A 12,976-nucleotide genomic window follows, 5' to 3' on the forward strand; every position below is an offset into this window, starting at 1 on the left:
CCCCTCAATCAATCATTTATATAAATAACCTGATCTATTTTTCCTTCGAGCAAGATTTCCTCAGGTAATATTGTCTTAATCACAATCGCTTTACCCTTGACGAGAAGCTGGCCCCCTTTAATCATCAGGCGCACTTCGCCATCAGAAAATGCCAGCAAACCCCGGTGATTCTCTATATAAATATGGACATGCCCAATCATCGTGATTCTAGGGAGATCCATCATGACATCTTGAGGAAGATCCATTTTTTGTGTCATCCATTTGCGTACATACTGGCCCCATTTTTTTGCCATAAAAAAAAAGAACCCCCTTTCATCTCATATGTATGAGAAAAAAGGAGGTTCTAGCACCATTTTTAACTTTATGGATGTGCATTCTTTCAAAACCAGTGCACGAAAGCATATTCTTTATCTAATTTCTCCTGACAGGGTTGTATTGCCTTTTAGCCCTTGGTTTGCCAAGAACCTCAGCCCATATTATTCCCTCTACAAGAGTGTCCCTGTCTGGCTGGAAGGCAACTTCAGGCTCTTGTTGCTCTCTCCGTTGCTTCAAACGGCCTGATGATTCACCAGCGGACATCCTGCCTTTACTTGATCTCTCTTTGTTCATCTGCTCCTCAGACTGAAGCTTTCTTTCAAGATAAACCTTCTGGAGATCATTAATGATTTCAACACCAGTTTCACCAGAGACCTGCTTTTCTGAATCCCGGCTTCTGGTTGATTCTCTGCGATTATCCTTTTCAATTTCAGATTGGGACTCAACCCTGGCCTCTGCCGGCTGTCTCCTGGCAGGGGCAGGACGAGGCTGCCTTGCTGGTCCAGGCTGTTGCATTGGACCGGGCGGCCTGACCGGACGGCGCTGCGGCGGCTGGCCATCCTGTGTCTTTTTGTTGAAAAGACTGGAGATGACCCCGATCAGAATAAACAGGGCTATTGGATTACTGAACAATTCAAATAAAATTTCCATGAGGAGCCCCCCTTTCTTTTAACGGGTTCTCGCATCAATTATTATTTTTGTCATCTTTTTTATTATTGTTTGAAAGCTTGCCAATGGACCCTCTCATATCTGTGTCTGCCTCGATATTCTGGATATTCATATAATCCATCACGCCAATGTTGCCTTCACGCAGCGCTTCTGCCATTGCCAATGGTACAGTTGCTTCCGCCTCGACAACTTTCGCCCTCATTTCCTCGACGCGAGCCTTCATTTCCTGCTCTTGTGCTACGGCCATAGCGCGGCGCTCTTCCGCTTTCGCCTGGGCAATCTTCTTATCTGCTTCCGCCTGCTCTGTCTGGAGCTCGGCACCGATGTTTTTGCCGATATCAACGTCCGCGATATCAATCGATAAGATCTCGAACGCTGTACCTGCATCCAGACCTTTTGAAAGGACTGTTTGCGAAATCATATCCGGATTTTCCAACACTTTTTTATGGTTATCAGAAGAACCGATTGTCGATACAATCCCCTCACCTACACGGGCAACGATTGTCTCTTCACCAGCACCCCCGACAAGTCGGTCGATGTTCGCTCTTACGGTAATTCTGGCTTTAGCTTTTACTTCAATACCATCCATAGCCACACCAGCGATGAATGGAGTTTCAATTACTTTCGGATTAACACTCATTTGTACCGCTTCCAGTACATCACGGCCTGCAAGGTCAATTGCTGCCGCTCTTTCGAATGAAAGCTCAATATTCGCGCGGTGCGCAGCAATCAGGGCGTTTACTACCCTGTCAACATTACCGCCGGCAAGATAGTGGCTTTCAAGCTGGTTCGTTGTAACATTCAGGCCTGCTTTGTGCGCCTTGATCATCGGATTGATGACCCTGCTTGGGATAACCCTTCTTAATCTCATACCAATCAGCGTGAAAATGCTGACCCTGACACCTGCTGCTAATGCTGAAATCCAGAGCATTACCGGTACGAATGTCAGCAAAACACCAAGGAAAATGATCCCAAGTGCAATTGCAACTAAAACAAATGCTGTACCTGCTTCCATATGAACTGCCTCCTAAAAAATATTATTCCATGGTCTTTGAATCTTCATCATTTTACAAATTAAATTCAAAGACCATTGGTATTTATCTCTACTTGTTGCTTCACCGATTCGTCGTGGCAAGAATACCTCAATGAACAATCCAATGAAAGAACAAATTAGATATCTCTAATCTCTCTGACCACAATTCTTGAACCTTCCGTTTTTACAATCCTAACTCTCATATCCTTTGCAATAAACCCACCCTCACTGACTGCATCAATACGCTCATCTTCAACAATGATCGTTCCAGAAGGTCTGAGGGGAGTGAGCGTAATTCCTTCTACCCCAATAAGTTCCAGGCGGTTTTTATTGGATACATAACCCTTTTCAGTGCTTGTTGAATCTGTGAGTATGATTCTTCTGAAAAATTTCATCTTTTTTCCAAACACCCTTATCATTAAAATAGATAAAACGATGGACGCAGTCAAGGCAATCAATAACGATATTCCCATATGGACCACATTATCCGATGCCATAAAAAAGCTTGCAATAATTGCTAATAACCCAATTGTTCCGGCTATTCCTCCTGGGATGAATACCTCTAGCAATATTAGCCCAACACCAAGCGCGAACAGAATCAATGTCTCGAAACCTGCCAGGCCGGCAACCATATGCCCATAGAAGAATAGAAGCAAAGCAGACAAGCCGGCAATTCCCGGCAGACCAAATCCTGGCGAATAGAGCTCAAGAACCAGCCCTAAACTGCCGATTGTCATCAAAATCGGGACAACGACTGGATGTGTTATGAATCTCGCAAGTTTTTCAGCGAAAGTCTCGTTCACATTCCGGATTTCGGCATCCTCATAGCCTAGTTTTTGCAATAACTCATCTAGATTTTTAACAGTGCCCTCGGAATACCCAACCTCGAGTGCCTGCTCCGCCGTCAGGGTAAGAAGCTCTCCCTTGCCTGCACCAAGCTCCGGAAGGTCGATGCTTTCATCTGCCATCGCCTGGGCATATATCGGATCCCGTCCGCTTTCAACCGCTGCTGCTTTCATGGCAGCAAACCAATAGGACTCCGCTTTTTTTCCAGCGGTATTGCCCTGCTGGTCGATGATCGCAGCCGATCCCATTGTAGATCCGGGAACCATATAAATTTCATCAGTATTCAGGGAAATATATGCACCTGCAGATAATGCCTGCTTATTGACGAAGGCCACAGTTTTCAAGTCAGTGCCTGTCAGCAGCTTTCCAATACCGCCAGCAGCGTCAACCGCTCCTCCAGGTGTATTCACATCAAAAATGATTGCTTCCGCACCAGCCTCTTCTGCCTCCTCAACTGCTCTCTCCAGGAAGGCAAGCAGGCCCTTCTCAACTGTTTCTTCAATCGGCACTACATAGACCACTTTTTGATCAGCATCTGCAGTGAACGGATAGATCCAGCTGGCCAGTGACAAGAGGATGATGATGCTCGCAATCACTGATTTTATTTTCAAATTGGCACCTCCATTCATAAATATAAGGCCATAGTGGTAATACGCAATTGAACCCCAAAAAGTTTCATTGATTTCCTACAGATTTTCAAATTATTTAGCCCAGACTGAAAGGTTCCATTTATTGTTAAAGATGGCCTTTCATGCATCCACATCCTGGTTATTGAATGTGCATTTACGGCTAGGCATCTTGTTTGGATTTATAGAATATTTTTTATGTGAACTTCATGGACCAAGGCCTCTTTCTGGCTTATAGAAGGAGGGTAAACCGACTGGGTTATCACCAATATGTATATTAATCAACATAACACAAAGCATCATCCCAGGACACTTTTTAGTATGCGCTAAAAAGGCCGCAAGAATATCCTGCGGCCTTCGAGCTTTTTATGAAAGGTGTTGTTGTACAAGTTTATTAACGAGAGATCCGTCTGCTTTACCTTTTACTTTAGGCATAAGGACAGCCATTACTCTACCCATATCGGCTTTAGATGCCGCACCGGTCTCTGCGATAGCTTCTTTGACGATTGCCATCACTTCTTCTTCGCTAAGCTGCTGTGGCATGTAAATTTCGACATGCTTTAATTCTGTTTGTATCTTTTCAACGAGGTCTTGACGACCAGCTTTTTCAAATTCCTGGAGGGAATCTTTGCGTTGTTTCACTTCACGAGAAAGTACAGTTAACTCTTCTTCTTCGGATAATTCCTGCTTGCCGAACTTGATTGCTTCGTTTTGCAGGGATGCTTTGACCATCCGAATTGTCGTGAGTCTGTCCTTTTCTTTGTTCTTCATCGCTTGTTTCATATCATTATTTAAACGCTCGAGCAGGCTCAAGTTGATTCCACCCTCTCTTAGAACTTGCGTTTTCTAGCAGCTTCAGACTTTTTCTTACGCTTTACACTAGGTTTTTCGTAGAATTCGCGCTTTCTAGCTTCTTGGATAGTACCTGATTTAGATACAGTACGTTTGAAGCGTCGAAGAGCATCTTCAAGCGATTCGTTTTTACGAACGACAGTTTTAGACATTCTCTTTCCCTCCCTCCGAGCACAACACACTAACACCAAAACACATGGGAAACCATGTACCTTGCAATTATAATATATCACTGGCAGGAGGTCAACTGTAATTAGCCCTTGTTTTTACATTATGTACTTTTGCAGGATATCATTCAGACTGAAAAATTTATTAGCATGTCCTGCACTCCTTTTCATACATTTAAATGGGAGGGGGAGTCCTATGGTCTATCTATTATTTTTCCTATTGTTTCTCGCTGTTTTCATCGGCGGAATGACATTGCTTCGGAAAGGCTTGTTCGAACTTTCCGCAAGCAGAATGAAGAACTGGCTGACCATCATGACTGATACACCACTTAAAGGGTTGTTAGCCGGTACCATAGTTACGGCCCTTTTGCATAGCAGTTCAGCTGTCATGGTGATTACGATTGGATTGATTTCTGCCGGCCTGCTGAAATTCTCACAATCAATCGGGATTATCCTTGGATCAAATATAGGAACAACCTTCACCCTTGAAATCATAACTTTCAACATCGATGCATTTATCGTGCCATTCGCTGTTATTGGTGCGATTTTAATGGTAGCACGTAATAAAACATGGCAAAACATTGGTGCCATTTCTTTTGGGATTGCTGCTGTTTTCGCTGCAATGCGCGGTTTCACTTTCCTTGCTGACCCTGTGACCAGCTTGCCGATTGTTGAAGCTGCGCTCGCAAATCTGAACAACAGCCATCTGATCAGTATCCTAACAGGCACGATTGTAACTGCCATGATCCAATCAAGCACAGCGATGACAGGGATCATCATGGGATTTTTGTCTGAGGGCACATTAAGCATGAATTCAGCAATTGCAGCGATGCTCGGTGCGAATATAGGCACTTGCATTACCGCCATGCTGGCGTCGATTGGTGCCGGCAAAGAGGCCAGACTTACAGCGTTTGCGCACGTATGGCTGAATATTGCTGGAGCAGCAGTCTTCTATCCCTTCATCGACCAAGTTGCTGCACTTGCTCCAATGACAGCCGCCAGACCCGAAGTACAGCTGGCACATGTCAGTGTCGTTTACAACATAATCGCTTCATTGCTTGTTCTTCCTGTTGCCGAGAAATTCGGCAGGATGATTGAATTCATTCATGGGAAAGAAGAACGTAGTTAGTGGTTGAAAAACTTCATTTGAACGAAAAAAAACTGAACGGCGATATATTTTTACGCTGATATATTCTTAAATATGGTCAATATACACTAAAAACTTGGCCGATAACTAACTTAATCGGTCTTAGAATCAAATCAAAAAAAGAGCTGGCATTTCGCCAGCTCTTTCACATTCCACTATATAACAGCTTGTTCAGCTACAATTTCATCTTCAAGTACTCGGACAAATTGCCCTTCATTGTAAGGATAGCCTGCTTTCGCAATCTTGACCTTCACAATTTTACCGATCATCTCTTCAGTAGCAGGGAAAACAACTTTCAAATAGTTGTCTGTATAACCTACATAAAGTCCGCTGTCTGGCTCTTCCTTATAGATTTCTTCAGGAATCACTTCAAGCACTTCATTTTCAAATTGTGAGGCATATTCCTTAGCAAGCTGATTGGAAAGCTCAATCAATCTGTGAACGCGTTTGTTTTTCACGTCTTCATCCACCTGGTCTTCCATTCTCGCAGCAGGAGTGCCTGTCCGTTTTGAATAAGGGAAAACATGCAGCTCTGAGAATTGATGCTTTTTAATGAAATTATAGGTTTCCATGAACTCTTCTTCTGTTTCACCCGGGAAACCGACAATGATATCAGAGGTAACTGCAAGACCTGGCAATACTTCCTTAAGCCGGTCTAGACGCTCTCCGAAAAATTCCATTGTGTATTTACGGCGCATACGCTTCAATACTGTGTCTGATCCTGATTGGAGCGGGATGTGCAAGTGACGGACGATAATATTCGATTGATCGATTACCTCGATCACTTCGTCTGTGATCTGACTCGCTTCAATAGAAGAAATACGAAGGCGCTTAATGCCTTTAACTTGTGCCTCAAGGTCTCTAAGCAGTGCAGCAAGGTTGTAGTCCTTTATGTCTTCACCGTAGCCGCCTGTATGGATACCAGTAAGGACGATTTCCTTGTATCCAGCATCAACAAGCTGCTGAGCCTGGCGGATGACCTCCTGTGGATCACGGGATCTCATCAAACCGCGTGCCCATGGAATGATACAGAAGGTGCAGAAGTTATTGCATCCTTCCTGGATTTTCAATGAGGCTCTTGTGCGGTCAGTAAATGCCGGCACATCAAGTTCCTCATAAACTCGATTCTTCATGATATTGCCAACAGCATTAATTGGCTGGCGCTCTTGCTTGTATTGTTCAATATACTCTAGCATTTTTACGCGGTCTTGTGTTCCGACAACGATATCCACTCCAGGAATCGCCATGATTTCTGCCGGCGAAGTTTGCGCGTAGCAGCCGGTAACACAAATAACTGCATCCGGATTCTTTCGCACAGCCCGGCGGATGACCTGACGGCTTTTCTTGTCCCCTGTATTCGTTACCGTACAGGTGTTGATGACATAAACATCTGAAGTAGACTCAAATTCTACTCGATCGTATCCTTGTTCCTTAAATAACTGCCAAATGGCTTCTGTTTCGTAATGGTTAACCTTACAACCTAATGTATGAAAAGCAACTGTAGGCATTATCTTCACCCCAATAATTCAAAATGATAAGAAACAGCAGACAAGGCATATAGCGGCGCTGTTTCTGTACGCAAGATGCGCGGCCCGAGACCACAAGCTAAAAATCCATTCTTATTTAAAAGGTCAACTTCAGCAGAGGTAAGTCCTCCCTCTGGCCCAAATACAATCAGGAGGCTGTCGCCTTCCCCCAATTTCGCGAGAGTAGAAGAAAGGACCGAAGCTTCACCTTCCCTCGCTTCTTCCTCATAAGCAACTAGCTTATAAGTATACTCGCCGCTTGCTTTGATCAGTTCTTTAAGACTGACCGGTTCTTTCACTTCTGGAACATAGCTGCGGTGCGACTGCTCAGCAGCTTCCTTGGCAATCTTCTGCCAGCGCTCAACCTTTTTGGCAGCCTTCTTGCCGTCCCATTTAACGATTGAGCGGGATGCGGTAAAAGGGACAAATTCATAGGCACCGAGTTCAGTACCCTTCTGAATAATTAATTCGAGCTTATCCCCTTTGGGCAGACCGCTCGCAATCACGACATGGACCGGGAGCTCAGTAGTCCCATCCTCCCATTTTACAACGTTTGCCACAACGATTTCATCGGTAATTTCTGCAATCTGGCAGACCGCGCTTTTTCCCGCGGGCGTGACACAGATGATTTCGTCCCCAGCCTTCATCCTCATAACACGTACAATGTGATGATAATCATCGCCGCCAATATGGAACTGTTCCATATTACCTTGTTCATCAATAAAATATCGTTGCATCACAACACCTGCTTTCTGAAAAGCGCAAGCGCCTGGATCAGCCTCGACAAGCTTACGGGGAACTAGGCGCTGGAGCTAAACATTTCTCAGAGTAAAATAGACAGAAAAAAGGGGATACACTTTCCCCCTTTTCCACATTATTTCTTTTTGCTGATGATCGCAACCCAGTCTTCCATGGAAATAATTTCTTCTATTTCAAACCCTGCGTTGATCATTGCATCCTTGACGACTTCTTTCTTCTGTTGGATGATCCCAGAAGTAATGAAATATCCGCCATTTTTTACGACCTTGCCTGCATCATCAGCAAAGCGCAGAATGACTTCTGCGAGGATATTGGCTACTACAATATCCGCTCCTTCTTCAACACCATCAAGAAGGTTGTTTTGTGAAATGGTTGCGACATCGTGGACTTTGTTGAGCTTTAGATTGAGCTTTGCAACCTGAACGGCTACATCGTCAAGGTCCATCGCTTCCACTTTTCCTGCACCGAGTTTAGCCGCTGCAATACTAAGAACACCTGAACCTGTTCCAACATCCACGACTCGGTCGCCAGGCTGGACCGTTCTTTCCAGCGCCTGGATACACATGACCGTTGTCGGATGTGTTCCAGTGCCGAATGCCATGCCTGGATCAAGCTCAATGATCAATTCGTCCGTGTTGACGGGAGTGTAATCCTCCCAGGTCGGTACGATTGTGAATTTCTCGGAAATTTTAACAGGATTGTAGTATTTCTTCCAGGCAGTTGCCCACTCTTCCTCATTCACTTCACTGATGGATACTTTATTCATACCGATATCAATATTGTAGATTATCAGGTTATTGATCGCTTCTTTTATCTCATCAACCGTTTCTCCAAGGAAACTGTTTACCGGCAGATAAGCTTTTACAATGACGCCTTCTTCCGGATAATCGTCTGGATTAAGCTGGTATATTTCTCCGAACTGGTCCTCTCTCTCCTTCTCAAGCTCCAGCGGATCTTCGATAACCACTCCGCTCGCGCCTGCTTCGTGCAGGATATTGGAAATCGGCTCAACCGCTTCATTTGTAGTTAAAATGCTGATTTCAGACCATTTCATTTATACCAACTCCATTCGATTAATCACCTTTAAAGGCACGTTTTACTTTTGAAAAAAAGCTTTCCTCCTGCTCCCCAAGTGGAGACTGTCCGCTTACTTCGGCAAACTCACGGAGAAGCTGCTTTTGCTTTTCAGACAGTTTTGTCGGAGTCACGATTCGAACCAGGACATGCTGGTCTCCCGTACCATATCCGCGGACATTTGGGACACCTTTGCCCTTCAAGCGGAACTTTGTGCCCGTCTGTGTTCCAGCAGGAACTTTCAATTTAACTTTGCCATGCAATGTTGGGACTTCGACTTCATCACCCAGCGCTGCCTGGACAAATGTGATTGGCATTTCACAATAAATATCATCGCCGTCACGCTCAAAGAATTCATGCGACCTGATGTGGAAGACGATGTAAAGATCGCCAGGAGGTCCGCCATTGATGCCGGCTTCTCCTTTTCCTGCCACTCTCAGCTGCTGGCCATCATCGACACCGGCTGGGATTTTAACATGAATCTTGTTCCTTCTGGTAACCTTCCCGGTGCCAGAGCAAGTTGAACATTTTTCTTTGATCTCCTTACCTGTTCCATTACAGTAATGACACACTCGGCGGTTAACGATACGTCCAAATGGCGTGTTTTGTTCCACACTGATTTGTCCGCTGCCATGACAGTGTTTACATGTATCGACTTTAGTACCAGGTTTTGCACCAGTTCCGTCACAAGTATCACATTCTTCTTCACGAGGGATCTCGATATCTGTTTCTTTGCCAAATACAGCTTCCTCGAACTTCAAGGTCATTGTGTACTGAAGGTCAGCACCCTGTCTTGGCGCATTCGGATCACGGCGTCTGCCGCCTCCGCCGCCGAAGAAGGAATTGAAAATATCTTCGAAACCGCCAAAACCGCCGCCGAAATCGCCGCCGCCACCAAATCCCTGGTTAGGGTCAACATGGCCGAACTGGTCATAATGAGCTCGCTTTTGATCGTCGCTCAATACTTCATATGCTTCTTTTACTTCTTTGAACTTTTCATCTGCTCCCGGCTCTTTGTTGATGTCCGGATGGAATTTTTTAGAAAGCTTGCGGTAGGCCTTCTTTATTTCATCCTTCGAAGCCGAATTACTGACTCCGAGGACTTCATAGTAATCCCGTTTACTCATGATTACCACTCCCGAATCTTTTCACATAAAGATAATTCTAACATTCCCGTATATTCATACGCAATATTTAAAATATCTGGATATGCGGTATTTTGTGTCTCTTTTTTATTCATTGGCTGATTAATTAGCCAGCTGGCATTAAAAAAGCCAAAGCCAAGTATGACCTGACTTTGACTTTTTCGTTGCTATGACAGTCTATTATTTATCGTCATTTACTTCTTCGAATTCTGCGTCTACGACATTGTCGTCTTTCTTTGTTCCTTCTTGACCTTCTGCGCCTTGTTGTGCCTGCTGTTGCTTGGCAGCTTCTTCGTAAAGCTTGACGCTTAGGTTTGTAACGATTTCCTGAAGAGCATCCTTCTTAGTGCGGATTTCTTCGATTTCGCCTTTTTCGATTGCAGCCTTCAGCTCATCTTTAGCTTCGTTTGCCTTCTTGACTTCTTCTTCATCTACCTTGCCTTCAAGGTCTTTCAAAGTCTTTTCAGCAGTGAATACTAACTGATCAGCTTCGTTGCGAAGTTCTACTTCTTCTTTAAGCTTCTTGTCAGCTTCAGCGTTTTCTTCCGCTTCTCTTACCATGCGGTCGATTTCTTCATCAGATAATCCTGTAGAAGACTTGATTGTAATCTGCTGTTCTTTGTTTGTACCAAGATCCTTCGCACGTACGTTTACGATACCGTTCTTGTCGATATCGAATGTTACTTCGATTTGAGGTACTCCGCGTGGTGCTGGCGGGATATCAGCCAACTGGAAACGGCCAAGTGTCTTGTTGGCAGAAGCCATTGAACGCTCACCTTGAAGCACGTGGATATCAACTGCAGTCTGGTTGTCAGCAGCTGTTGAGAATACCTGAGATTTTGAAGTAGGGATTGTTGTGTTGCGGTCGATCAGCTTTGTGAATACGCCGCCCATTGTTTCGATACCAAGTGAAAGCGGAGTAACGTCAAGAAGAACGACATCCTTTACATCACCAGAGATAACGCCGCCCTGGATCGCAGCACCCATCGCTACAACTTCATCAGGGTTTACGCCCCTGTGAGGGTCTTTTCCAGTTTCTTTTTTGATTGCTTCTTGTACAGCCGGGATACGTGTAGATCCGCCGACAAGGATAACTTTATCCAATTCAGATGGACTTAGCCCCGCATCTTTAAGAGCCTGGCGAGTTGGTCCCATTGTACGCTCTACCAAATCTGCAGAAAGCTCTTCAAACTTAGCTCGAGTCAGGTTCACTTCAAGGTGAAGCGGTCCAGCTTCCCCAGCCGTGATGAACGGAAGTGAAATCTGTGTAGAAGTTACCCCAGAAAGGTCCTTCTTTGCTTTTTCTGCAGCATCCTTCAAGCGCTGAAGTGCCATTTTATCTTTTGAAAGGTCAATACCATTTTCTTTCTTGAATTGTTCTACCAAATAGTCAATGATAACCTGGTCAAAGTCGTCACCGCCTAGACGGTTGTCACCTGCAGTAGATTTTACTTCGAATACGCCATCACCAAGTTCGAGGATGGAAACGTCGAATGTACCGCCGCCAAGGTCATAAACAAGGATTGTCTGGTCTTCATCCATTTTATCAAGACCGTAAGCAAGTGCAGCAGCCGTTGGCTCGTTGATGATACGCTCAACTTCAAGGCCTGCGATTCTTCCTGCATCCTTAGTTGCCTGACGTTCTGCGTCATTGAAGTAAGCTGGTACTGTGATGACAGCCTTCGTTACAGGCTCACCAAGATAGTCTTCAGCATAAGACTTCAAGTATTGAAGAATGACAGCTGATAGTTCCTGTGGTGAGTATTCTTTGCCTTCAACTTCCTCTTTATGGTCTGTTCCCATGTGACGCTTGATTGAAATAATTGTATTAGGGTTAGTGATTGCCTGGCGTTTTGCCACTTCACCAACCTGGCGCTCGCCATTTTTGAACGCGATGACAGAAGGAGTTGTTCTGTTGCCTTCTGGATTTGGGATTACCTTTGGTTCGCCGCCTTCTAGTACGGCAACACAAGAGTTAGTTGTTCCTAAGTCAATACCAATGATTTTACTCATTATCAAATACCTCCTGGTTCTTTTATGTAGGCTCTTTTCGTAAACTTTGTTGCTTTCTAAAGCAAAAGTAAAAACCGGCACATGGTTTTTTACGAGTATGAATTCAATCTTTATTCAGAAGTCTCTTCGAAAAGAGCCCTGATACCACTGTTATTGGTTCACTTTTACCATCGCTGGACGAATGATGCGGTCCTTGAGCAAATAGCCTTTTTGGAACTCTTCAACAACAATGTTAGGACCGAAATTTTCATCTTCAGCCTGCATAACAGCCTGGTGAAGATGCGGATCAAATTCCTTGCCAACAGCTTCAATTACCTCAACGCCTTCATTTTTAAGCGCATCAAGCAAGCTGCGGTACACCATTTCCACTCCCTGCTTAAGGGATTTCGCCTGTTCATTATCCACATCCATCTTCAAAGCACGCTCGAAATTGTCGATAGCGGGCAGAAGATCCGTAATAATGCTTTGGGCTCTATATTTAGCGCTCGCTTCAAGTTCAATCCTTGAACGGCGGCGGAAGTTGTCAAAATCAGCCTGAAGGCGCAAGTAACGGTTATCGGCTTCATCAAGCTTCCCTTGCAGTTCAGCCAATTTCTTCTCCATTGGATCTTGTTCTTCCTCTTGAGCTGGCATCTCTTCAGTTTTTTCAGAAGCTTCATTTTCAGCAAAAACTTCCTCAACCGTTTCTTCCTCCGTCTGGCTGTTCAATTCTTGCTCAGTATTTCTCTCTTCTGTCACGTTAACTCACCTCCCTCAAAGTATCGCGGACGTTTAGTGCCACTGTTCCAGATGGTCTGGATTGGT

The 12,976-nt window shown here is 44.6% G+C and carries 13 protein-coding genes; 1 reads left to right on the top strand and 12 read right to left on the bottom strand.

Annotated elements, in window-relative coordinates:
• Window positions 1-8 precede the first annotated feature (8 nt).
• The 6 genes from yqfC to rpsU all read right to left on the bottom strand — a co-directional run bounded on the left by yqfC (window position 9) and on the right by rpsU (window position 4,493).
• Window positions 9-293, bottom strand: coding sequence for a sporulation protein YqfC (gene yqfC, locus FOF60_RS17400; protein ID WP_192470844.1), 285 nt, complete (start codon window positions 291-293; stop codon window positions 9-11).
• A 118-nt stretch (window positions 294-411) separates the two neighbouring features.
• The gene (locus FOF60_RS17405) at window positions 412-966 is read right to left on the bottom strand and encodes a hypothetical protein (RefSeq protein ID WP_192470843.1); all 555 of its coding nucleotides are present in this window, start codon (window positions 964-966) and stop codon (window positions 412-414) included.
• Window positions 967-1,000: 34 nt separating this feature from the next.
• Complete coding sequence (floA, locus tag FOF60_RS17410) at window positions 1,001-1,999, bottom strand: flotillin-like protein FloA (RefSeq protein WP_192470842.1); 999 nt, start codon at window positions 1,997-1,999, stop codon at window positions 1,001-1,003.
• A gap of 155 nt (window positions 2,000-2,154) precedes the next feature.
• Entirely contained in the window at window positions 2,155-3,468 is a 1,314-nt protein-coding gene (locus FOF60_RS17415; RefSeq protein ID WP_413632904.1) for an NfeD family protein, read from the bottom strand.
• 387 nt (window positions 3,469-3,855) lie between these two features.
• A complete protein-coding gene (locus tag FOF60_RS17420; protein ID WP_192470840.1) occupies window positions 3,856-4,302 on the bottom strand; it encodes a GatB/YqeY domain-containing protein in 447 nt (148 codons plus the stop codon).
• Window positions 4,303-4,319: 17 nt separating this feature from the next.
• On the bottom strand, window positions 4,320-4,493 hold the full coding sequence (gene rpsU, locus FOF60_RS17425; protein ID WP_015595024.1) for a 30S ribosomal protein S21: 174 nt from the start codon (window positions 4,491-4,493) through the stop codon (window positions 4,320-4,322).
• A 211-nt stretch (window positions 4,494-4,704) separates the two neighbouring features.
• Between rpsU and FOF60_RS17430 the strand changes: the two genes are divergently transcribed.
• A complete protein-coding gene (locus FOF60_RS17430; protein WP_192470839.1) occupies window positions 4,705-5,637 on the top strand; it encodes a Na/Pi symporter in 933 nt (310 codons plus the stop codon).
• A 173-nt stretch (window positions 5,638-5,810) separates the two neighbouring features.
• On the opposite strand, the gene mtaB is transcribed toward FOF60_RS17430, so the two are convergent.
• The 6 genes from mtaB to grpE form a co-directional block, all read right to left on the bottom strand.
• Window positions 5,811-7,163, bottom strand: coding sequence for a tRNA (N(6)-L-threonylcarbamoyladenosine(37)-C(2))-methylthiotransferase MtaB (mtaB, locus tag FOF60_RS17435; RefSeq protein ID WP_192470838.1), 1,353 nt, complete (start codon window positions 7,161-7,163; stop codon window positions 5,811-5,813).
• A gap of 5 nt (window positions 7,164-7,168) precedes the next feature.
• Complete coding sequence (locus FOF60_RS17440; protein WP_192470837.1) at window positions 7,169-7,918, bottom strand: 16S rRNA (uracil(1498)-N(3))-methyltransferase; 750 nt, start codon at window positions 7,916-7,918, stop codon at window positions 7,169-7,171.
• Between the two features lie 137 nt (window positions 7,919-8,055).
• Window positions 8,056-8,994 carry a 50S ribosomal protein L11 methyltransferase gene (gene prmA / locus FOF60_RS17445; protein WP_167831610.1) on the bottom strand — a complete coding sequence of 313 codons (939 nt, stop codon included), beginning with the start codon at window positions 8,992-8,994 and terminating at the stop codon, window positions 8,056-8,058.
• A 19-nt stretch (window positions 8,995-9,013) separates the two neighbouring features.
• A complete protein-coding gene (gene dnaJ / locus FOF60_RS17450) occupies window positions 9,014-10,141 on the bottom strand; it encodes a molecular chaperone DnaJ (protein WP_192470836.1) in 1,128 nt (375 codons plus the stop codon).
• 198 nt (window positions 10,142-10,339) lie between these two features.
• The gene (dnaK, locus tag FOF60_RS17455) at window positions 10,340-12,172 is read right to left on the bottom strand and encodes a molecular chaperone DnaK (RefSeq protein WP_192470835.1); all 1,833 of its coding nucleotides are present in this window, start codon (window positions 12,170-12,172) and stop codon (window positions 10,340-10,342) included.
• 150 nt (window positions 12,173-12,322) lie between these two features.
• The gene (gene grpE, locus FOF60_RS17460; RefSeq protein ID WP_192470834.1) at window positions 12,323-12,910 is read right to left on the bottom strand and encodes a nucleotide exchange factor GrpE; all 588 of its coding nucleotides are present in this window, start codon (window positions 12,908-12,910) and stop codon (window positions 12,323-12,325) included.
• Window positions 12,911-12,976: the final 66 nt, after the last annotated feature.

This window comes from Mesobacillus jeotgali (assembly GCF_014856545.2).
Classification (GTDB): domain Bacteria; phylum Bacillota; class Bacilli; order Bacillales; family Cytobacillaceae; genus Mesobacillus.